Source organism: Streptomyces sp. NPDC051219 (assembly GCF_040682335.1).
GTDB lineage: Bacteria > Actinomycetota > Actinomycetes > Streptomycetales > Streptomycetaceae > Streptomyces.
The window spans coordinates 17644-41100 of the sequence record NZ_JBFBAS010000046.1; the positions used below are offsets into that span (position 1 = coordinate 17644).

14 protein-coding genes and 1 pseudogene are annotated in these 23457 nt (G+C 65.9%); 13 read left to right on the top strand and 2 right to left on the bottom strand.

The window, feature by feature from the left end; genetic code table 11:
* Positions 1 to 247 precede the first annotated feature (247 nt).
* Positions 248 to 10681: a LamG-like jellyroll fold domain-containing protein gene (locus AB0M62_RS31245; RefSeq protein WP_366077705.1), complete on the top strand. Its 10434-nt coding sequence runs from the start codon at positions 248 to 250 to the stop codon at positions 10679 to 10681.
* Positions 10669 to 11202 carry an SMI1/KNR4 family protein gene (locus AB0M62_RS31250; RefSeq protein ID WP_366077707.1) on the top strand — a complete coding sequence of 178 codons (534 nt, stop codon included), beginning with the start codon at positions 10669 to 10671 and terminating at the stop codon, positions 11200 to 11202. The genes AB0M62_RS31245 and AB0M62_RS31250 overlap by 13 nt, the downstream gene beginning before the upstream one ends.
* Before the next feature lie 138 nt (positions 11203 to 11340).
* Here AB0M62_RS31250 and AB0M62_RS31255 read toward each other — a convergent pair whose 3' ends face one another.
* Entirely contained in the window at positions 11341 to 11547 is a 207-nt protein-coding gene (locus AB0M62_RS31255; RefSeq protein ID WP_366077708.1) for a hypothetical protein, read from the bottom strand.
* 412 nt (positions 11548 to 11959) lie between these two features.
* Here AB0M62_RS31255 and AB0M62_RS31260 point away from each other — a divergent pair, with 412 nt between their 5' ends.
* The 11 genes and pseudogenes from AB0M62_RS31260 to AB0M62_RS31310 all read left to right on the top strand — a co-directional run bounded on the left by AB0M62_RS31260 (position 11960) and on the right by AB0M62_RS31310 (position 22699).
* On the top strand, positions 11960 to 12424 hold the full coding sequence (locus AB0M62_RS31260; protein ID WP_366077720.1) for a barstar family protein: 465 nt from the start codon (positions 11960 to 11962) through the stop codon (positions 12422 to 12424).
* Positions 12425 to 13488: 1064 nt separating this feature from the next.
* Positions 13489 to 13788, top strand: a complete 300-nt coding sequence (locus tag AB0M62_RS31265; protein ID WP_366077709.1) for a hypothetical protein — start codon at positions 13489 to 13491, stop codon at positions 13786 to 13788.
* Positions 13789 to 13967: 179 nt separating this feature from the next.
* Positions 13968 to 14426: a hypothetical protein gene (locus AB0M62_RS31270; RefSeq protein WP_366077710.1), complete on the top strand. Its 459-nt coding sequence runs from the start codon at positions 13968 to 13970 to the stop codon at positions 14424 to 14426.
* Positions 14423 to 16606 (top strand): ATP/GTP-binding protein, encoded by a 2184-nt coding sequence (locus AB0M62_RS31275; protein WP_366077711.1) that lies wholly within the window; start codon positions 14423 to 14425, stop codon positions 16604 to 16606. Before AB0M62_RS31270 ends, AB0M62_RS31275 begins: the two co-directional genes overlap by 4 nt.
* 15 nt (positions 16607 to 16621) lie before the next feature.
* Positions 16622 to 17563 carry a replication-relaxation family protein gene (locus AB0M62_RS31280; RefSeq protein WP_366077712.1) on the top strand — a complete coding sequence of 314 codons (942 nt, stop codon included), beginning with the start codon at positions 16622 to 16624 and terminating at the stop codon, positions 17561 to 17563.
* A 16-nt stretch (positions 17564 to 17579) separates the two neighbouring features.
* Entirely contained in the window at positions 17580 to 17918 is a 339-nt protein-coding gene (locus tag AB0M62_RS31285) for a hypothetical protein (protein ID WP_366077714.1), read from the top strand.
* Positions 17919 to 18459: 541 nt separating this feature from the next.
* A complete protein-coding gene (locus AB0M62_RS31290) occupies positions 18460 to 19575 on the top strand; it encodes a bifunctional DNA primase/polymerase (RefSeq protein WP_366077715.1) in 1116 nt (371 codons plus the stop codon).
* Positions 19572 to 21095: a phage/plasmid primase, P4 family gene (locus AB0M62_RS31295; protein ID WP_366077716.1), complete on the top strand. Its 1524-nt coding sequence runs from the start codon at positions 19572 to 19574 to the stop codon at positions 21093 to 21095. The genes AB0M62_RS31290 and AB0M62_RS31295 overlap by 4 nt, the downstream gene beginning before the upstream one ends.
* Entirely contained in the window at positions 21092 to 21493 is a 402-nt protein-coding gene (locus tag AB0M62_RS31300; protein WP_366077717.1) for a DUF6009 family protein, read from the top strand. Before AB0M62_RS31295 ends, AB0M62_RS31300 begins: the two co-directional genes overlap by 4 nt.
* 13 nt (positions 21494 to 21506) lie before the next feature.
* Positions 21507 to 21658 (top strand): annotated as a pseudogene (locus AB0M62_RS31305) (ADP-ribosylglycohydrolase family protein); the annotation flags it as partial.
* Between the two features lie 42 nt (positions 21659 to 21700).
* Positions 21701 to 22699 carry a hypothetical protein gene (locus AB0M62_RS31310; RefSeq protein ID WP_366077718.1) on the top strand — a complete coding sequence of 333 codons (999 nt, stop codon included), beginning with the start codon at positions 21701 to 21703 and terminating at the stop codon, positions 22697 to 22699.
* 102 nt (positions 22700 to 22801) lie between these two features.
* On the opposite strand, the gene AB0M62_RS31315 is transcribed toward AB0M62_RS31310, so the two are convergent.
* Entirely contained in the window at positions 22802 to 23272 is a 471-nt protein-coding gene (locus AB0M62_RS31315; protein ID WP_366077719.1) for a hypothetical protein, read from the bottom strand.
* Positions 23273 to 23457: the final 185 nt, after the last annotated feature.

Genomic DNA, 23457 nt, shown 5'->3' on the forward strand with positions numbered 1-23457 from the left:
CGCTCTCCAAACCGCGACCTTAGCTTCCCCATGTAGGTCAGGACAAAAGGTGCACACGACTCAGTGGCTTTACGATATTTTCTGTCGGTTAATTAGATGATAAAGATCACACAAGTGCGCGGTCATGCCCCCTGACCTTGCCTTTCGCCTATCTGGAGTCTTAGAAGTGTCTCCTCTTTGATCACCATTGTGGGGGGGCAGGTTCGTGCGAGTCGCGCGTCCTATCGTCATATCGCTCGCCTTTGTCATGGCCGCGCTCGCCGGCACAGAACAGGCCGCGCTCGCCGTCGGCCACTGGACCGGGCAGCCAGCCTTCAGAGCCGGTGAACGTCCCGGTCAGCGCTGGGGAAGCGCGGACGGACGAAGCCATGAGGCATCTCCGGCTCGTACGCAAGCGAACACGACGGGCGGCCGGGACGGGGCCCTGACCGCACCTGGGCAACTCGCCCCGGAGCCGGCCGTGTCGGAGCCGGTGCTGCCCGGGAAGCCCAAGCCGCCTGTGATGGGCAAGGCTCAGCCGGTGTCCGCACCGGTGCCAGCGATTGCGCCCGGGTTCGACGAGAGGACGAGCAAGGAGATCGCAGGCGAGCGAGTCGAGCGTGCCCGGACCTTCCTCAACAAGGACGGCACCTACACCACTCGCTTCTACAACGAGCCCGTCAACTTCCAGAAGGCCAACGGCGTCTGGGAGAAAATCGACACTGCACTCACCAAGCCAGCAGGCACGCGCGGCATGAGTGTCTCGGGCAACGCCTGGGAGCCGCGTTCGACGCAAGCGGCCATCTCCCTTGCGGAATTCGCCGACGCCGCGCCCCTGCTCCGTATGCAGGTTGCCGACGGGCTCTCGGTCGGCTACTCCGTCGAGGGTGCTGCCCGCGCTCAAGGCGAGGTGAAGGGCAGCACCATCACCTATCCCGGAGTGCGCACCTCCTCCGACCTAGAGCTGCTCTCCGGCAGCGACTCGGTGAAGGAGACCCTTGTCCTCAAGGGCAAGGCTGCCCCCACAGAGTGGCGTTTCCCGCTGGAGCTCGAAGGGCTGACCGCCCACCTCGACGCCCAGGGCGGCGTTGCTTTCACCGACGTAGACGGCATCGAACGTGCCCGGATGCCGCGCGGCTGGATGGAAGACTCCAACATCGCCGATGATGCCAATGAAGGCGCCATCTCCGATAACGTCCACTACGAACTCACCACAGAAGAAGGTCACCAGATTCTGACCGTCACCCTGGACAAGGAGTGGCTGGCTGACCCCGGACGAGTCTTCCCCGTCCGCGTTGACCCTTCGGTGCAGTCGTTCGATGCGGCCTCCGGGACCTTCGTCGAGCACCCCTACAACACAGATTTCTCCACGAACACCGTGATGAAGGTCGGCACCTACGACGGAGGCGGCCACAAGGCCGCAGCATTCCTGCGATTCAACGGTGTGGAGACCTCTCTCAAGAACGCCTGGGTGTTGAATGCGAACCTGGCGCTCTACAACACCTGGTCCCAGTCGTGCACCGCGCGCCCTGTCACGATTCACCCGATCACCTCCAACTGGTCGGAGAGCACCACCACCAAGTACCCGGGCCCCGCCACAGGTTCCTCCCTTTCGTCCAAGAGCTTCGCGCACGGCTGGCGACCCGAGGGCACCACCAGTTGGTCGTGCGGACCGGCGTGGGAGAGCATCAAACTCGGCAGCCCCGGCCGGCAGCTGGTCGACGACTGGACGCATGGCCGTAAGAAGAACTATGGCCTCGCCATCAAGGCGTCAACCTCCGACTCAAAGAGCTGGAAGCAGTTCGGCTCCGACGACTACCCCAACGGAAAGCCGAGCCTTGACGTCACCTGGACTAAGTACGGCGCCACATACAAGCTCGGTGAATTCCTCACGCCAGTGACCGCCACGGCCGAGGGCGCGATGCAGGTCACCGTAACCAACCAGGGGCAACAGACGTGGCCCCAGGGCGGAAGCTTCAAGCTCCGATACAATCTCTTCGACGCCAGCAACAAGGAAATTACCGACTCAACGAAGATCCGCTGGACCCCCATGCCCAGCGATATCTCGCCCGGTGAGAGTGTGACGCTGTCCGCGAAGATCGCGCCGCTTGCGCCGGCAACCTACACGCTCCAGTGGACGATGGACGAGGCCGGCGTCACGCGCTTCACCAGCCAGGGGATACCCGCCCCCGCTGTGAAGTTCTCAGCCGTCAACGTGCCCCCGCAGCTGACCGCCGAATCCCCGGCCAGCGGAGTCGTTCTCGACACCCTCACCCCGACACTCTGGGCGAACGGCACTGACCCGGACCGCTACCCCAAGGCACTCCAGTACCAGTTCGAGGTCTGCGAGGTCGAGGGTAAGGACACCCGCAAGAACTGCCGCCTCAACACGCGCGAGGCGAGCAAACAGTGGCTCATCCCTGCCGACTGGCTCACCTGGGGCAAGACCTACGCTTGGTACGCATACGTGTACGACGGCGCGGCAACCTCGGTCCGGCCCGGACCGGCGCTTTTCACCACCGCCGTCCCGCAGCCTGGCATCACCAGCCACCTGGGCGGTTCCGACTCCGGCCGTGAGTTCGGCGCCCGCGCAGGAAACTACGCCACCGCGGCCACCGACGCATCCCTCTTCACAGTCGGCCCAGAACTGGCCGTGACCCGCACGTACAACTCCCTCGATCCGCGCACCGACGGCGCGTTTGGCGCCGGCTGGACCACTCGCTGGGACATGCGTCTGCGCGAAGAGCCTCAGACACGCACGGTCCTGGTCACCCTCGCCGACGGCTCCCAGGCTCGGTACGGCGAAAACCAGAACGGCACCTATGCGGAGCCGTCCGGCTCCACCAGCCGACTCGCCCGCGAGAGTGGCGGTTGGGTCATGCGCGACAGATCCGGGTTCACCTATCACTTCGGGACCTCGGGCCGTCTGGTCCGGATTGCCGACGGCGCGGGCCGCGGACAGACACTGCGCCACGAGCCGGCAGACGGTGGGCCGCTGGTCAAAGTCACCGACGATCTCTCCGGTCGCTCCCTGTCTCTCACCTGGACCGGCGGCCATGTGTCGTCGGTGACCACGAGCGCTGTCTCTCCCGGGGATGGCGGCATCACCTGGTCCTACACATATGCCGGGGACCGGCTCACCAAGGTGTGTCCGCCCGCCTCGAGTACCGCGTGCACGGTGTACGAGTACCAGGACGGCTCCCTGTACCGCAGTGCCGTGCTGGATGCTCACCCACAGTCTTTCTGGAGGCTGGGGGAAACCGAGGGGTCGCTTGCAGCCAGCCAAGCGCCGTCGAAGACCGGCCTCAATGCGGCGGCGTACAGAGACGTCGTTCTCGGCGGCGCGGCCGCCATAGGGGGGACGAGTGACAACTCGGCAGGCTTCGACGGTGTCGACTCCTCCATGGAGTTGCCCGAGGACACACTGCGCAGTTCGACGTCCGCCTCGGTTGAGTTGTGGTTCAAAACGAGCAAGCCGGGTGTACTCGCGACACTGCAGGATGCCGAGCTGGGGCAGAAGCCGTCTAAGTACAGCCCGTATCTGAACGTGGACGGGGTCGGAAAGCTGCGGGGGCAGTTCTACACCCTGGAGTACGGCGGAACTAAGCCGATCGTCTCGGCGCAGACGGTGACTGACAATGCGTGGCACCACGTGGTTCTCACCAGCGCCGGAACCACGCAAACGCTCTACCTCGATGGGGTCAAGGTGGGCACTCTCACCGGGACTGTTACCGCCCGTGATGGCCAATTCGCGTACGTTGGTGCGGGCCACGGCAGCGAGGGCTGGATGGGCGTCCCGGCCGGCACGCACTACTTCGAAGGCTCGATCGACGATGTGGCGGTATACGAGCATCCTCTCGACGCTTGGACGATCTCCGAGCATCATGCGGTCCGGGCTCCGTCCGGACTGATGACCAAAGTGGGGTTGCCGTCAGGGCGCACTCACGCCACCGCCGCCTATGACAGTGCCACTGGCCGACTGACGAGCACCACGGACGAGAACGGCGGGGTCTGGAAGGTCTCGGCCCCGGAGTACTCGACCGGATCGGCGGCCTATGCACAGGCCGTGCAGGCCCAGTCTCCCGCTGGCTACTGGCGACTGGGGGACCGCAGGGGCGCGCAAGCCGTGAGCGCTATCGGTGAGGGCACGGACGGTTCCTACCGTGACGGAGTCAGCCTCGGCAGTCCGGGCGTATTCTCCGACGGAGACGACACCTCCATTGAACTCGATGGCGTGGAAGGCGCCGTAGAAGTTCCCGCTGACGCGCTGGCCAGCGCATCCGGGATGGCGATCGAGCTGTGGTTCCGGACTTCTAAGTCTCAGAGCGTGCTGTTCGGCTTCCAAAACACCGAATTGGGTACGACCGCGGGGTCAATCACGCCCGCACTGCTTATCGACGGCGCGGGTAAGCTTCGCGGTCAGTTGGACAAGAGCAAGGCCGGAACGGCCATGGTGTCCCAAACCGTTGTCACGGACAATGAATGGCACCATGTCATCCTGTCCGGCTACGGCGGCGGGCAGGGAATGTATCTGGATGGTGTAGGAGTAGGCAGCCTCACCGGCGCCGTACCCCCGATCACGTTGCCCTATGCCCACCTCGGCGCGGGCTACGTTACGACCCCCTGGGACGGCCAGACCGCCGGAACCAAGTACTTCGCCGGGCAGATCGACGAGGCGGCCATCTACACGATTCCCCTGGGCGCTGGATCTGCTAGCAATCACTACCGGGCCCGCACCGGACTCGTATCCGGCGATGGCTCTCACTACCGTGGTTCCGCTGCCGGCGACGCCCCGGCCGGCTACTGGCGTCTGGACGAACCGGGAGGCGCCACCACAGCCGTCAGTACGGTCACCGCGAACAACGGCAACGGCGCCTACACCAACGCCACCCTCGCCACCACCGGAATCTTCGGAGCCGGGGACGGCTCCGCCGCGCAATTCGCCGGCAACGGACACGTAGCCATCCCCAGCGGACTCGTTACGGCCTCCACAGATGTCTCGGTGGAACTGTGGTTCCGTACGACCAAGCAAGGAGTGTTGCTTGGCCTGCAGAACGCCACCATCGGGACAACACCAACTGACGTCCGGCCGGTACTGAACGTCGGCACCGATGGCCTGTTGCGGGGCCAATTCTGGACGGCCGAGCAGCAAAACGGCGCCACCCCGATGAAGTCGACGGAGACTGTCACCGACAACCAGTGGCACCACGCCGTCCTATCTGCCTCGGGCACCAGCCAGGCGCTCTACCTCGATGGAGTCCAAGTCGCCACCTTGGGCCGAGCGGCCCGCCACCTGCAGGGAGTCAACGCCTACCTCGGCGCCGGGTACGCCAACACCGCCTGGATGGGTGTCACCACGCCCGGCACCTATTACTTCACTGGCCAGTTGGATGAAGTCGCCATCTACCAGCACGGACTGAGCCAGGACCAGGTAAGCGACCACTACTCGGCCCGTGCGCAATCCAGCATCTCCGGTCTGGCTTCGACGATCACCGTGACCGACCCTGCCGGGAACGCGACCCGCACGGCGTACGACGCCTTGCGGGGCCAACGGGCAGTGGCGATGACCGATCCAGAAGGCGGCGAAACCACCTACGCGTACGACACGGGGGGCTTCCTGCACACCGTGACCGATCCCAACGGCCACGCCACCATCAAGGGCCATGACGCGCGAGGCAACACCGTCTCGCGGACAACGTGCAGGGACGCCAACTCCTGCTGGACATCCTTCACGGACTACTACTCCAACACAGCAGACCCGCTGGATCCACGGAACGACAAGCCGATCGCCGTACGCGATGCGCGCTCCACGAAGCCGTCAGACGACCGGTTCAAGACAGCGATGACCTACACGGGGCTCGGCCTCCCCGCCGCCACCACCCTGGCGGACGGACGGACCACCACAACGTCCTACACGACGGGAACCGAACCCGCAGCAGGCGGCGGCACAACCCCGGCCGGCCTCGTGGCCACTCAGAGGACACTGGGCGGAGCCGCGACGACATACGGATACTTCACTAACGGAGACATCGCACAGGTCACTTCACCCTCCGGTCTCGTCACCAAATACACCTACGACGGCCTGGGCCGGAAGCTCACCGAGACTCAGATATCCGACAGCTTCCCTGACGGGGTCACCACCGCTTACGTATACGACAGCATGTCCCGGATCGTCTCGGAATCCGGTGCGGGCGTGAAGAACGAGATAACCAACACCACGCACACGGCGAAGGTGACCCGGACCTTCGACGCCGACGGCAACCTCCTGACGGAATGGACCGAGGACACCACCGGCGGTGACGCCAAGCGAACCACCACGCATCACTACGACGAGCACGGTCTGAACGACAGCGCGACCGACGCGGAAGGCGCAACGACTACCTACAGCTACGATGCCCTGGGCCGTGTGTCCGGCGAGACCGATGCCCTCGGGACGCAGTACACGTACGCCTACACCAGTCGCGGCCAGCACGCCGAGACCGTACTGAAGGACTGGGAAGGCGACCCCTCCGGGCAGGTCCGGGACCTAGTCGTCGCATCCAACGCCTACGACCCTGCCGGCCGCTTGGCCTCCACCACGGATGCGATGGGAGCCACCACCAGCTTCAGCTACTTCGACGATGGACTGACAGCTACGGCCACAGCCAGGCAGGTCACCCAGGCAGATGGCGGTAAACACGACATCGTCCTGGAGGCCAACGCTTATGACGGCGCCGGACACCTGACTCAGCAAGTTACCGGCGGTGGCCGCACTACAGTCGCGCACGTCATTGATTCCACGGGACGCACCACGCGCACCGTGCTCGACCCGTACGGTCTGAACCGCGTCACCACCTTCACCTACGACGGCGACAACCGGGTTACCGAACAGACCCAGTCGATCGACGCATCTGGCAAGAAACTTGCCGCCACTTCGGAATACGACGCCGCGGGCAACCCCACCAAGCAGACGCTTTCCGATGGAACCAGCACCCGCACCACGACCCAGGCGTACGACAAGCGAGGTCTGGTCCTGACCGCGGTCAGCCCCCGAGGCAACATCAACGGCGCAAATGCCGCCGCTTACACCACGGTCAACCGGTACGACCAACTGGGCCGCCTCGTCGAGCAGACAGCGCCGCAGATCCAGGCCGAAGAGAACGGCGGCCCGGCAACCACTGTCAAGCCGACGACTCTCACCGGCTACAACACATTCGGCGAGACCACGGAGAGCCGTGACCCACGGGGCGCGGTCACTCGTGCCGAAACGGACAAGCTGGGCCGCACCACTGCAGTGACACTGCCTGACTACACGCCGCCCGGTGGCGAGAAGATCACTGCCGTCTCCCGCACCACGTATGACAGCCTCGGCCGGCAGTCGGCCATCACGGACCCGCTGGGCCGCACCACCCACTACAGCTACGACCAGCTTGGCCAGTTGTCCAAGAAGACGGACCCGCTGGCCGGTACGACGCCCAGCGGACTCACAGCCCCCGGGAACACGCTGGGTGGCGAGACGACCGAAGTCAACGGCGCTGGTGTCACCGCCTACAACTGGACCCCAACAGGACTTCCGCTTGCGGTAACCGACCAGACCGGCGCCCGCACCGAGGCCACCTATGACGAACTCGGCCGCAGGCTGACCGCCACCACCATCGAGCGCTACCCGTCCCTGCAAAACCTCACCAGCCGCTACACCTGGGACGACGCCAGCAACCAGACCACCTCGACAACGCCGGGCGGCCGAAAGACCATCGCCACGTACAACGCGGCAGGCGAGGTGGTGACCACAGCCAACCCAGCCGGAGGCGTCACCGAGCTTCGCTACGACGGACTGGGCCGCCCGACAGAGACTGTAGATCCAACCGGCAGGAAGAGCACCAGCACATACGACGCGCTGGGCAACGTAACCGCAGCAGCCGACTACGGTACCGGCACAGCCATCCTGCGCACGGTCTCAGCCGAGTTCGACGCTGATGGCAACCGCGTTGCAGCTACGTCCGGCACCAAGTCCCGCAGCACCTATACCTACGACGCGGTCGGCCGCATGACCAAGCAGATCGAGCCGGTGACCGACGCCCAATCGATCACCACCACCTTCGGCTACGACGCCTCAGGTAACCGCACCCGCCTGACCGACGGACGGGGCAACACCACCACCTACACGTTCAACGCCTGGGACCTACCCGCGTCTACCATCGATCCCGTCACCGCGGTACATCCTTCGGCCGCCGACCGTACCTGGACCACCGTCTATGACGCGGCAGGCCAGGCCACCGCAGAATTGTTGCCCGGCGGAGTCAAGCGGGAACGCACCTACGACGGCCTCGGCCGTCTGACCAAGGAGACTGGCGCTGGCGCCGAGGCCGCCAGCGCCGCCCGCTCCCTCGAGTACGACCTCGCGGGCCGCATGACCGCAGCGGGCACCAACGACCTGCTTGCCCGCAACACCTTCTCCTACAACGATCGCGGCCAGCTGCTTGCCACAGATGGGCCCGGCGGCCAGTCCAACTACAAATACGACGCCGACGGCAACCTGACCGAGCGCAAGACCGAGGCAGGCAGCACGATCTATGGCTACGATGCCGGCGGTCGACTGGACTGGACCTGGGACTCCATCACCGGCGGCAACATTTGGTACGACTTCAACACCGCCGGACACGCCACGCTCCAGCGCTACGCGATACAGCCCGAGGGCTCATCCACCTGGACCGAGTCAGCGCGGCGCACGTACAGCTACGACGACCTCGGCCGTCTGACCCGGGACCGGATCACGAACCCGGACGGCACTTCCCAGGTAGCTGCAACGACATACGACTACGACCTCGATGACCGGCTGACGGACAAGACCACCAGCGGCACCGCCGGAGCGAGCGCCAACGCCTACGGCTACGACCAGGCAGGCCGATTGACCTCCTGGGACAAAGGCAGCACCACGACGGCCTATACGTGGGACGCCGCCGGCAACCGCACCAGGGCCGGCGCCACAACAGCGACCTTCGACGAACGCAACCGCCAGCTGACCGACGGAGCCGCGACCTTCACGTACACCGCGCGCGGCACTCTCAGCTCCATAGACACCGGCGGAACCCCGCGCGCCCTGAAGTTCGACGCCTTCGAACGCAAAATCAACGACGGCACGACGACGTACGCGTACGACTCGCTCGACCGCGTTCAGCAACACGGCACATCGAGCTTCTCCTACGACGGTGGGTCCAACAACGTCGCTAGAGACGGCATCAACCGCTACAGCCACAGTTCCAATGGTTCGCTGTTGGCAATTGGAACTGGTACGAACGCACAGTGGGCTATCAGCGACCAGCACACAGACGTTGTCGCGGGCCTCACGGCCGATGGCAGGTCACTCAGCGGATCCACCGCCTACGACCCCTTCGGGAGCATCACCGCAACCAGTGGAACGAATGCCGCCCGCGGCTATCAGTCTGGCTGGACCGACCCAACCAATGGCGACGTCAACATGGCCTCGCGCTGGTACCGGCCCGGCACCGGAAGCTTCGCTTCCCGCGACACATGGCTGCTCGATCCAACCTCCTCCGCTCAGACGAACCGGTTCACCTACGGAAACGCTGATCCACTGAACGGAACCGATCCCAGCGGACATTTCCAGGAGCCGCGTCCGTACACGAAGCCGTACACGGCACAAACCACCAAATCAAAGGTCAGTTTCCGGTTTGGTCGTTTTGGAATCTTGGGTCTTCTCGGTGGAATCTCTGTACAGCGCCACTACTCGTTCACCCCCAGGTATAACCCCGGAATCTTTTCGCTATATGAACGCGGCCTTGCTGCGGCACGGAACGCCCTGGCGAACCGTTGGTCCCCTAGGCAAGGGTCGGTGAAGGAGGAACTGTCGACCTCCGGGGGCTACACGTGGAGGAGCAGAGGCTATACGTCGGGGACGGCGACGCAAGCGGGCAGCGGGGGCGGCGGTGCCTGCCGTAATGGATGTGTAGTCATCCCTCCGAAGCCGCCGATTGACCAGAACCCCAACAACGGACCACACCCGGTACCCGCCCCGGAGCGGCCTCCGGCCAAGGTCGACTGGGACCCGACGATCGGTAACTGGGACAAAAGCAAGGGGTGGGCGGCATCATTTTCCGCTCAGGCGATGCTCGACCTCCTCGGAGGCGATGGCCAATACACGCCGGATGAGAGCCCCGCCGTCCTCACCAGCCCCGCCGGCGACCCCGGCGTACCGAACGGAACCGGTCAAGATGATCCTTGCAAGAGGCCCCGTGAGGAGCGCTACCAGTATCTGCCACTGGACCACTTGAACCGGGCTCAGGGAGCCGCTGCGCTGATGTGCGGACGGCAGGACCTTAAGCCCACCGGGACCCCGCGGGCCGGCATTGCATCAGTCGCGGTGGCGGGGATGCCATCGCCAGCGGACAATGCGATCTCTCCTGGAGTCGCCCAGTACAATAAGGCCCATATAATCGGCGATCAATTTTATGGACATCCGCGCAGTGAGAACTTGTTCCCCGGCCGTGATCGCATGAACAAGAGCGGTATGCGAAGGTGTGAGCGGGTGATGGAGCGTGAGCTTAAGGCGGGGAACTGGGTGACATACAGTGGAACTCTCACCTATGACGGTCCCGAGTTGATCCCAACCGGAATTCAAATGACCGCCTACACTAAGCGCGGAAAGCTGTTCGACGCCCGAATTGAGAATAGTAAGGATTGGCAGACCACATGCATACGCTGACGGACCTCATCGCGGCATTGCCTGGCCTTGCGCGGGTGTCCAGCGAAAGGCCGAAAAGACTGGACTGGGACCGGCTCAGCCGTCTCATGGGAACTGACCTTCCGCAAGACTTCATGGGACTGGCCGAGGCCTTTCCCTCCATGGAGATCGGAGGATTTCTTCGGATCTGGATTCCCTCCGAAGGCGGTGAGTCAGAGTACGCTGAGGCGGTCCAGACGGAACTTGAAACCCTTCAGTATCTCGCGGAGGACGGAGAGTCGGGTGGGCGTGTTCCCTATCCCGCCAAGGGCGGTCTCCTTCCATGGGGGGCGTCCCTTGAAGGAGACGTGTTCTACTGGCGGACGAATGACCCCTCTCCGCTCTCCTGGTCCGTGACTGTAGGCGGAGCGAACGGATCATGGTGGGACGTCGACTGCGGACTGATCGAGTTTGTTGTCGGTCTGATCAACGGAACGTGCGACTCGGGCGAACTGCCGCCCGAGGCTGTCACTGCTGAGTCGTCCGTGGTTGCCCTGGCGTGACAGGCCGAGTGGCAGGCTTGTCTGACCAGGTGATCCTCTGAAGAAGGGGCCCGTCCACCACTGGTGGACGGGCCCACCGCGCGACTTCGCGGCTGTCTTCGGGGTCGAATCGATCTCCGGAACACGGCCGTCCAACTATCATGCCCCGCCCCCCATCCGCCCTGGCGCGAAGAACTCGCCACCGGCGGAGCCGACGGCAAAGCCCGCGACCCGCGGGGCAACATCGCCGTCTGCGTCGCCGACCGCGAAGCCGTCAACCAGGTCATGTACTACCTGGCGACCGAGGCCGGCCTCACCGTCGCCGAACTCACCAAGGACGGCGTCAAGGGCGACGGTGACGTCCACGTGGGCACCATCGCTTCAAGGGCCTCGAATACCAGAAACTCGCCATCGTCGGTGCCCGGGACGGCGTCATCCCCCGCGCCTCCCTCGTCCAGCGCTACCGCGATACAGACCCCCATCGCCTCGCGCGCGAAGAGCTCAAGGCGCTCTCCGTGCTCATTGTTTGTGGCAGCCACCCGCGCCCGCGACACTCTGCGCATCAGCTGGCACGGTAAGGCGAGCCCGTATCGGCCGAGGTAGCAAGTGAACCCGCCCCGGAAGCCGGATCTGTCGAGCGAAAGGCGAAGTCAGCGATGAGGCGGGCTCACGTCGTGTTCGTACTCAGGAAGTCAACGGGTGAGCACAGTTCGTCGGGCGTCTGTGATCGGCCGGTGCAGCCATGCAACATTGGTGAGGCCACCAGGTGGGCGCAGTGATGAAGGAAGAGAGAGCGGCAGTGCGCATCTCTCCTTGGATGCACATCGTCGACGATCAGGGCGGCGTGCCTCTTGCTGAACTTCTGCCTGTATCGGGCCGAACATACGTGGCCCGCCTCGACGGCCGGCGGATGGGCAACACGGACGCGGTCTTCGAACAGTTCTGGGACGGAATCAAGCTTCCCGAGTACTTCGGGTGGAACTGGAACGCGCTTTATGACTGTCTGCGTGACCTCACTTGGCTTTCGGCGGATCACCACGTGCTCATCATCGAAGCTGCGGAGGGCGTGCTCCAGGGCGACGTAGATGTGCGGGAACTGCTCCTCAGTACTCTTCTGCGAGCCGGCCAGGAATTGTCTTACACGAAGCGACCTGAGGGTGTTGTACTCAGCAAACTCGTGGTCGTCATGTCCTGCGACGCAGAAGCCGTTCCCGAGTTGGAGGGCCTCCTGAGATCCTTGTAGGCTCCGTCCGGAGGACTGACAAACAGGGGCGGTTGCGTCGGTTTCAAGATGTGACCGCCCCTGTTTGTCAGTCCTCTTTCCGATGCGCGCGCACTTATCGCGCCCCGCCTCGTGGGCACTAGTACTCCAGGGCCAGCCCATCTCTGTCGAGTTCGTAAGCTGCGATCGCATCAGAGGAATGGCCGTTGGAGTCACCAGGTGCCCTGGCGATCTCCGCAGCTCAGGGGACGAGTTCACTCACGACAACAAGCGAACATCCGTGGATGGAACCCAGAAAGTCGTGGTTCAAGGCTGAAGATTCTCGAACCAGGAATGACTCTACGGACTCCGTCGAGAGGTGGAAAGCGATGATCGAAGTGCAAAGCGCGCGGGTGCTGGCCGAGGAATTCGGAAGACTGCATATTCCGGAATGGAATGCTTGGGGTTGTAGAGCGCAGGAAGAGCCTCCCTTGTACTTTCGGGTTTCTTCATCTTCATTTATCCTCCTAGCAACACTGGGAAGGATGGAAAGCCGATCCGTCTCAGCGGAAATTTTCCTATATTGGTGGATCGCAACAGTGGCGAGTGTCGCTTCGTCAATGGACGCGCCGAGTATTTGAAAATAAAGTCGAAGGGTAGCCGGTAACCTGCGGCTTCGCAGCTGGCGTTCCGGGGCGAAACGATTCGCAACACAGTCGGCTACCTACATGTCTCGCCTCATTCACCACGAGCCTGCACGCCACTCCCTGCGGGAGCGAGGCTTCGGCAGCACCCTGCCTTGCCGGCTCAAGTACCGCTGAGGTCGGCACTCCCCGGCGTAGAAGTTCACCTCAGGTCCGTTAATCCTTGACAGGACCAGGACCAGGACCCCGGGCACGGAACCGGGACGCACGCGAGGTTCGTGCCGGACTGAGGGCGAGCAGCCCTCAGCTCCTCAAGCGACTGCCCGGCGGCCGTCGCACGTGCGGGTGATCGCGGCAGGCCTGCCATGACGAGCGCCACGCGGCGGCGAGTTGAGCGAGTCATGCGAAAACTGGATCTCGTCTGCTCTGGCAACTGCCGCCCTTGCTCTTCCCACTCCGACGATGCCGACTGCGCAGTCCCTGCCCGCGCCCGCGCCCGCGACCATGGCGACAGCCTTGACATGGCTTCCACTCCTGTGGGTACCAGCCGAAGTCAGCGCTGGCCTGCGGACCGGCCTCGGGACGAAGTACGCCTCGCTCGGCATGCTGTACCCGGCCGACTCGGTCAGCGCCGACAGGGCGAAGGGCGGCTGGTACCGGGTGAGCCTGGATGACCGGTTCAATGTCCGGCTTGAAGGCTGGCGCGACAGGATGGGTCGCGAAGCCGGTCTCATGCCCCGTGTGTCCATGCGGGTGAACTGACCGAGGCGCCGGGGCGGACCCGGGCTAAGGCACAGTAAAACGATAGTAAAGCCTCGTGGTCGGTGTCTGCATCGGCCCGCCGGCCGCACTTGGTCCAGTAGAGGGAGTCTTTCCCGCACCGACCAGGAGGCCAGCGTGTACGACACCCCAGCTCTTCGTACGACCGCCCGGCGGCGGGCATGAACATCGCCGAACTACCGGGCGGCCAGGCCTTCGGCGACGCCGCAGCCACCGGCGCCGTCACGTACCTGGCCGCCATCGCACCGGTGGCCCTGGCCGCGTGGATCTGGATGGCCTGGCGGCGTGCCGAGCGAGTGCGGGAAGCCCTCGCCGACCGCGTGACCGTCGAGGTCGTCCCCACATCGACGTTCGACCCCAGCGAGGGTGAAGTCGGCCGGTGGGCGCGCCAGCTCGGCCGAGTCGACCAGTCCGCTGGCAATGTCCCGGCCCGCGGCTCGGCTGCCCGTCTGCGCTACAGCGCTGAGGACGGCAAGATGCACTGCTTCCTCGAGGGACCGGCCACCGCGGCCGCTGTCCTGTCCATGCCCGGCTTCGCCGAAGTCGAAGTCCGCGCCCACCGCGCCCAGAAGGACATCCAGCCGGTCCGCTTCCGCCAGCAGTCCAAGGAGGCGAAGTGACCGCCACCGTCGACTTCACCCAGCCCACCAACCATGGCGACGGCCGCCGGCGTCTCTCCCGCCGCTACGTGCAGCGCGTAGAGCTCACCCTGGCCCTGGCTGACCAGAAGCCCCTGGCCTCCCTCGGCCTCAACCCCGACCCGCTCCAGCAGCTCGCCGCCGCCATGGCGTCCGTACGCACCGAGGCCGGCGAGCGCGCCGACGTCGTCTTGGACCTGGTCCCCGTCCGCGAACGGCAGCTCGCCCGGCGCCGCCGCCGACTGCTCGCCCAGTCCAAACGCCGCGGCCCCTCCGCATACGGCGAGCGCCTGACCGGCGGGCTCGGCGGGGGAGGGGTGTGGGGCTCGGTCCTCGCCGCATGGTCCGGCGGCAAGACGGTCAGCGGCGGCCGCGGCGAGCGGCTGCCCCGCATGACCGACCTGCGCGACGGAGTCGGCAAGTTCGAGCCCTCGGCCGGCGCGGTGTTCACTGTCCAGCTGCTGCTGCGCACCGAGGCCGCGCACCCGCAGGCGGCCCTGGCCCGCATGAACCAGCTGCTCGCCGCGTTCGCCGCCACCTCCGGCGAGAACTACCTCAAGCCCCGCCGACCGCACACCCGGTGGCGGATCGCCCACTTCGACCGGCGCTTCGCCACCGGCGAGTTCGCCCCCCGCAAGCGCCAGTGGCTGACCGTCCCGGAGCTCGCCGGCTTCCTCAAGCCGCCAACCGTGAAGTGCCGTGCCTCCAGCGTGGTGCGCTCCGGCGGCCTGGTCCCGCCGGCCCTGTCAGACCTGCCCATCTACTCCGGCCAACCGGACCTGGTACCGCTCGGCGCCGTCATCTACGCCGACGGACGCGAGCGGATCGGTGCCGCGCGCGTGAAGGACCTGCTCTTCGGCCTGCAGCTGGGCAAGAGCGGCCACGGCAAGACCGAGGCCGCGCTGGTGCAGTGCATCGCGATGGCCCACAGCGGATATGGCACCTGGTTCCTCGACCCTCACGGCGAGGGGTGGGTGCGGGCGAAGCCGTATCTGGCCCACGCTCACATCGCCTCGCGCGTGTGGGAGATCAACCTGGCCCACTCCGAGCCGGACCAGCTGGTGGCGTCCTGGAATCCGCTGTCCATGGAAGGCCGCACCCTCAGCGCCGTGAAGGATGTCGTCCGCTCGGTGACCGAGGGCATCGCGGCGGCCCAGGACTGGGGCGACAACGCCCCGCGCGCCCGGACCATCCTGGCCCGCGGCGCCCAGGCCCTGGCGCTGCTCAACCATCAGGCCGTCCAGGCCGGCCAGCCGGACGCCCAGTGCACTCTGTTCCAGCTGCGGAGCTGGCTGACGGATGAGGAGTGGCGCGAGCAGCTGCTCCCGAAGCTGCCGCAGCGGGTGCGCGACTACTGGGAGAAGACGTTCCCGAAGCTCGCCAACGACGCCGTGCCAACGGTCACCTACGCCATCGATCGGCTCGACACCTCCCAGGCGCTGCAGGCATTCTTCGGCAGCCCACGTTCGGCGTACGACGTCCGCACGGCGATGGACACCAGCCGTGTCGTGTTCGTCTGCCCGTCTGGCAGCGAGAGCGACGCTCTCGTTTCCTGCCTGCTCATCCACGACCTCCACCGCGCCGGCCTGTCCCGCCAGGACACCCCGCGCGACGAGCGCAGGACCTTCTGGGCTTGGGGAGACGAGCTCACCGCTCTGGACTCCTCCAGCAAAGGCTTCCTCGCCGCCATCGCCGAGCAGCTGCGCAAGTACGAAGTCCGCTTCATCGGCATGACGCAGATGGCGCTGCGCCTGTCAGCAATCACCCGGCAGTCCCTGCTGCAGAACCAGTCCCTGCTGTCGACCTGTGCGGCCGACTTCGACGAGGCCGCGTTCGTCGCCCGGCGCTGGAACGGGCACGTCACGCCGGAGACCATCACCGAGCTCCCGAAATACCACTACGTCATGTCGATCAATTTGAACGGCACCCCGACCAAACCGTTCAGAGTCCGCGGCCTGCCGGTCGAGGAGCTATTCGCCCACTACGACAACCCCGCCGGCGTACCCAACCTGGACAAGGCGATCGACACCAACCTCCGGCGCCGGCCCGTCGCCGAGATCCTCACCGCGCTCGAGGACCTGGACGCCGTCGTGCTCGCCCACCACTCCGGCCGCCGCCCGGGCGCCACCGGCGCCGGCGACCCCACCACGCTCATCGACTGAAGCAGGAGCATCGCAATGCCGTACCCACACACGGGCCCCACGGGCCTGGGACAGATCGCCCAGCAGGCAACCCAGGTCCTCTACCAGCACCGCCTGGTCTCCACCCGCCAGCTGCACCAGCTCATCACCCCGCACCACACCCGTGCCGAATACCTGCGCCGCCAACTCCACACCCTGCGGGAGACGGGCCTGGCCGAGACGGTCGGCCGTCGCGTCTCGGGCCAGACCGAGCTGCTGTGGTGGCTTACCGAGAAGGGCGCCAACGCCGTCGAATCGGTCGGTCTGCTGCCTCAGCGCCCGTACCGGATGAGCCCGGAGGCGGCTCTCGGACCGCTGCAGGAACACACCCTCGCCACCGTGGAAACGGGCCTGGCATTCGTCGACTGGGCTCGCCAACTCGGCCACGAATGTGGCCCGCTCGACTGGTCACCCGAGACCGCGCACTTCTACCGCGACGATGCTCGCCCGGGTGAAGAGCTCAGCCTCGTCCCCGACGCCGTCCTCAACTACGTCCACACCGACCAGAAGGCGAAGCAGCGCACCCTGCTCACCTTCTTCATCGAGGTCGACCGAACCCAGATGACCATCGCGCGCCTCGCGCAGAAGCTCCACGCCTACGCGGCCTACCACGACTTCACTCCGCAGCAGCCGTCCGGCCGCGGAGCCAAGGCCGGCCGACGCACCACCATGCCGGCCTGGCGCTACCGCTACCCCGCCTTCCCGCGCCTGCTCCTGGTCCTCACCGGCGCCTCCGACTCACGGCTCGCCCGGCGCATCGCCGACCTGCGCAGCCTCGCCGCCAGCGACCCGGCGCTCACCAGCACCGGGCTACGGGCCGGCGTCACCACCCTGAGCCAGCTCCAGTACCGCGGCCCATTCGAGCCGATCTTCACCCCGGTTCTCGGGCCGGCCCAGCCCACGGAGGCCTGGCTGCGGCCCATCAGCGTCGCCGCCTGATCAGGAAGGTCACGTCATGCTCTTCGGTCGCTTCAGGCGCTCCACCGCGGCACCTGCGCCGTCTCAGGCTAGCCCTTACCGGTCCTGCGACGAACTCGGCGCCGTCGCCGAACCGTTCTCCCCTCTGGTTGGGGAACTGCTCGCCCTGTACTGCCACACGCGCCCGCTCGGAGCGTTGTCCCAGGACGAGAAGTGCCCGCAGGAATACCAGCTCATCGCCCGCTCCGTCATTCACCACATCATCGAGGGCTGGCAGAACCAAACGGGCGGGCGCGGCACGATAGAAGATCTCCTGTTGGAGCCCAAGGGCGCCCCGGTGCGTGAAGGGACTGCTGTCTCGGACAGTTCTTGCTGACGGGCGACGCGTGAAGCGACCGAAGCGACTGAGAATCCGGGGCTGCTGGGGGTCTCAGCCCTGGAGGGCAGGCGTGTGGCGCGTTGAGTCGCTTCAGTCGCTTCGGTCGCTTCCGCGCGCCGGACGGGCTCAGCGACTGAAGAGCAGCGACCGAGGAAGTGTTCAGTCGCTGCCAGTATCCCCGCACAAAGAGCAGGTCAGAGCCTTGCACCTGAAAGGTCAGCGACTGAAGCGACTCAGATGCCGGGTATATGAAGACCTTCCTGTGTGCGCGTGTGCGTCATATATAGACGACTTCAGTCGCTTCAGTCGCTGTGCCACTTCCGATGTGCCCTCTGACCTGGTGTTACTGGTTCCCGCGGTTGGCAGCGACCGAAGCGCTCTGGGTCGCTGCCCACTCTGCTGGGTCGCTGAGGCACGCCTTAAGGCCTGCTCCTCGACACGGAAGCGAAGCGTTTTTCAGGGGTGCGCGCGCACTGCCGCGCACTTCGCTACTCTGTGTCCGTTGTTGAGTCGCTTCGGTCGCTGTTAGGGGAACACCATGCCTGCTGAGCTGCGGTTTTCACGCAGCGACTCACAGCAGTCAGCCCCCGCGGCTTCAGTCGCTGTGCCCGGAGCGCTGGCCACCGCCAGGTGGTGCGCCAGCCGCGGCTGGCCCGTGCACCCTCTGGCACCCGGGCGGAAGACTCCCGCCGCGAACTGCGAGGCATGTCGCCAACCCGGCCACACCCACCGCAACTGTGACTGCAGCGCCGAAGGCCGCTGGTGCCACGGCTTCCACGCCGCCACTCTCGACCAGGCGCGGATCGAGCAGTGGTGGGCCCGTAGCCCTGCGCTCGGCGTAGGGGTCGCCTGCGGTCCTGCCGGACTCGTCGTCATTGACATCGACGCCCACCCGCAGACGCCGCCGCCGCGGGAGCAGCTTCTGCCGGGCATTCCGATTCCGAGTCAGGTGGACCTCACCGGCTTGGCCACCGGCTATCACACGCTGGGCATCCTGGCGGCCCTGCGGGGCGCCACCAGCCCCGCGGACGACGAGAAGACGCTGCGCGTGCGGACACCGTCCGGAGGCCTGCACGTCTGGTACCAGGCAACGGACGGCCGCCGGTGGCAGTGCTCCACCGGGTCCGGCGGCGGCCGCGCTCTGGCTTGGCAGGTGGATGTCCGGGCCCATGGCGGCTACATCATCGCTCCCGGCACCAGCACGACCGCCGGCACCTACACCCCGATCGGGAAAGCCAGCGGAGCCGCGCCACTGCCCGCCTGGCTGGCCCAGGAGCTCGAGCGCACCGGGCATCTACCCGCGCCGGCCGTCCCAGCCCCGCGTTCCGTGCCGGCCCGCGCCAGGCTGGCCGTCGTCGCCGCCGGCGGCGGCCGCAACCGAGCCGCCCGCACACTCGGCACCGTCCTCGCCGAAGTCGCTGCCTGCGGCGCTGTGACCGAAGGAGCAGGCTTCTCGGACAAGCTCAACCGGGCGGCCTTCACCGTGGGTGGACTTGTGGCGGCAGGCCACCTCACCGAGCAGGCTGCCGAGCAAGCCCTGCGGGACGTTGCCGTGATGGTCCGCCCCGGCCAGGAGCGCCGCGCCGAGCAGATCATCCGCAGCGGCATGAAGGCTGGCGCCCGGCGGCCCTTTGACCCGAGGAGCCGCTCGTGACCGCTCCCGGCGACGAGGGCTTCCTCTTCGACTTCAATCCCCACGCGGTGGCCGCACAGATCCTCGCCCATGCGTCAACTCCCGTGCCCGCACAGGGAGGTGAGGCGCACCTGCCAGCCGTCGCGAGCGGGCCGGCCACGGCGGCAGGCCTGCTGCCGGACACGCTCTCCGACCGGGGCAATGCCAAGCTGTTCGTGAAGCTGTACGCCAACGACTACCGGCATGTTCCCGGTCTTGGCTGGTTCCGGTGGGATGCCACGCGGTGGCAGATGGACGAGGACGACACCGTCCTGTGGGCGGCCGGTGACCTGGCCGAGAACCTCGCCACAGCCGACCCCCGCGGCATCTACACAGCGGCGGCACTGCTGCAGCACCGCCGCCGGGCACTGAGCACGACCGGCATGAACGCCATGCTCACCCAGGCCCGCTCGGCCCCCGGCATGGTCCTCAACGCCTCGCTCCTGGACGCCGACCCGTACGCCCTGTGTACCCCCGCCGGCATTGTCGACCTGCGCACCGGCCTCGTGCGTACCGCGGACCCAAACAAGGACTTCCACTCCCGCTCCACCTCCACCGGCCCGCAGCAGATGCCCACCCCGCGCTGGAACCGCTTCCTCGCCGATACCTTCGGCGACGACGCGGAAGGCACGGAAATGATCAGCTTCCTGCACCTGCTGCTCGGCTATTCCGTCACCGGAGACGTGGGCGGACAGGTCATGCCCTTCCTGTTCGGCTCCGGCAAGAACGGCAAGTCCGTCCTGCTCGACGTCCTGATGAAGCTTCTGGGCGACTACGCGGACGCCGCCCCGCCCGGCTTCCTGATGGCCCGCCCCTATGAGGGCCACCCCACCGACCTGGCCGAACTCCACGGCCGTCGCGTCATCGTGTGCTCCGAGGTTAGGCCCGGCGACAAGTTCGATGAGGCCCGCGTGAAACTGCTGACCGGCGGTGACCGCATCAAGGCCCGCCGCATGCGGCAGGACTTCTTCAGCTTCGAACCGACTCACAAATTGTGGCTGCTCGGCAACCACCGCCCCGAAGTCGGCACCGGCGGATTCGCGTTCTGGCGCCGCATGCGACTGATCCCCTTTGAACGCGTCGTCTCCGACAGCCGCAAGATCGACAACCTGGCGGACATCCTCGTGACCGAGGAAGGCCCCGGCATCCTCAACTGGCTCATCGACGGCGCACGCCGATACCTCCGCGGCGACAAAGACCTCACCGGACCCGAACGCGTCCGCATCGCCACCACCGCCTACGCGGAGACCGAAGACCACACCGGTCGCTTCTTCGAAGAATGCTGCTCCCTGAACCCTGATCACCGGGCCGAGCAGGCCCGCCTCTACGCCGTCTATAGGACCTGGTGCCAAAATGAAGGCGCACCCGCCATCTCCTCCCGCGCGTTCGCAACACGGGCCCGCGAGCTGATCGGGCTGGCCTCACCCAAGGAAATGATCCTGTCCAATTCGCGGAAGTACTACCCGGGCATCGGACTGCTCGCCGACGAGGAGACCCCATGAGCTCCCTCATCACCGAAGACGAGATCAGCCACGAAGCCGAACTCGTCTGGCTCGAGGACATCGACGAACTGGACTACGTCCGCCAGAGCCTGGACCGGCTGCCCACACGCCGCGGCAAGCCCGCCTACCACCGCGACGGACGTATGGTCGGCTACGCCCTGCTTGGCCAGGAGGCCAAGCCTTCCCGGTCTTCTGGAACTTTTCGGCGCCGTGTGTTCTGGCTGCTGCCCCACGACCGCGACACCGCCCCCCAAGGCCTCTACTCCACAGGCGCCCCGGCCGAAGCCGTCGACCCCCGTACGCTCGCCGCAGGCACTAAGGGCCGAAAGACCGAGCGCTCCGAAGGCGGCCCGCCCTCCACCGCCATGCAGGAACTCGGGATAACTCTGCCGCTGTGATCTCCGAGTTTCGCCCTGCCTGGGTTCCGCCGTCTGGGCCCTGCGCACCACCACCACTTTCGAGGACGCGATCCGCGCGGCGATCGACCTCGGAGGGGACACGGGCACGGTCGCCGCGGTGACCGGAGGTCTCGCGGGGCGTACTACGGGCTGGATGCGATCCCCTGACTCTCCCCCCGCAGCAAGTTCGGTGGCGATAATCGTCTGATGACCGATGATGAAGAAGACGTCAGACGACAAGTCCTGTTTCGCGAGACGCCACGAGTGAAGATCAGGACTCCGAATGAAGGTATTGCGGCCATGCTGGCGCGTCAGCAGCGGCAGCGTGAAGACTTCCTGCGGTCGTTGGCATCGCCGTCACCGTTGGCGGAACTGAACCGGAAGATCAGAGCTGATCTGCTGGCGCAGGCCGCTCCAATGTCGGATGCTTTGGCCCGCCTGGCCCGCTTGGGCGTGAGGCCGCCAAGGCTCGGCATCGTAGTGCCTCCGGTCGCCAAGCTTCCGAATCCGACCAAGCTCTTTCGGCTGCTGAGTGACCAAGCCCGGTCCCACCTCGCCGAGTCCCTTCCTCCGAACTGGGACGATCTCCAGGACTTGGAGGACATAAAGCGAGTCATGCGAGCCGGCATTCCGCTGGTGTGGGTTCCCCCGGTCGACGTGGTCCAACAGTTGACCGCGGCAGTCGACGCTGACCTGCCGAGCGTCCTGGTATCCAACAAGGATGCCGTCCTGACGAGTTGCCGCGAGCGGCTATACGAGATCAAGCGTGGGGAGTTGGCCGGCTGCGTAGCGATGCTGGAGGAGTGCATCCGGGTGGCCGAGACGGGTGCACAGAATGCTTGTCAGTCGCTGGCGGCCAGTGTCTGGGACACCCTTCTACGAGGGATGGCACGTCACGCGCCGAGCTTGCTGCAGAACACACGGAGGTACGGGCCGGTGTTCAACTACCCCACGTTCACGAAGAACCTCCCTGAGTTCAACGACGACACCCTGGTGGGCAAGATCCGGGCAACGTGCGTCTTCTCTCCCGTAGCGTCCGCTCTGCAGGAGTTTCATGGAGGAGCAGTCCCGGAGACTTACTCGCGGCACGCCACGGCGCACGCTGTTTCGCCCAAGCAGTACACACCCGCCAACAGCCTTGTTGCTCTCATGCTGGCGGTCAGTCTGGCGCGAGAGCTGGAAGAGTCGAGATGGACTTGGGGCTGATCTCTGCCAGATTCCTGCTACGCGCAGGATCGTTCTGGGCGAACAATCGGAGCCGCCCTCCGGATCAGTCCGACGCGGCGTCACTCGATGCCTACCGTGCCGTCACGCGCCCTCGCCGTTGAGATGGTCCCGGGCGGCATCCGTGAACCCCTGCACTGCCTCGACGAGGGAGAGGTATGTCGCCAAGACCTCGGGGCTAGGGGCGGCATTCCTCAACTGGCGAATTAGGATAGCCCGGGTGGAATAGGCTAAACGAACGAATTCGAGATGACTTTCGGCGCATGAGACAACATGCCGAGCAAGGTCTGCGATGCGCTTGGGGCCCTCCAGCTCCACGGCGGCGCAGGTCTCCCGCAAGGCCTCCAGGTCGTCCGGAATGCGATCATCCCGGCTAAAGGAACGCGCAGCGGTGACGAACGCGAGGTAAGCCTCGCGCTGAGCCTCGCGCCGTACGGCGTCAACGGGTCCTCTGTGCGCCCCGTGAGCCTGTGCGCGACCGGCTGCATACGCGGCCGTGGCGGCAACGACAGCCGTGGGCACGGCGATGAGGGCGGCGACGACAGCGGGGTCCATGAAGGCAGCGTGCCGGATGCCGTCAGCGGAGGAGATTGTTCCGGGCAGGTTCGTTCCAATGGGAGCGCATAACGCAGGTTAGCCTCGCGCTTTCGCGCGCCCAGCAGACTGGAGGTCTTGATGTTGTAGGTGACCTTTGGTCGTAAGCTCGTTGTCGCCTGCCGGTGGGAGTCCGGTCCGGGTAG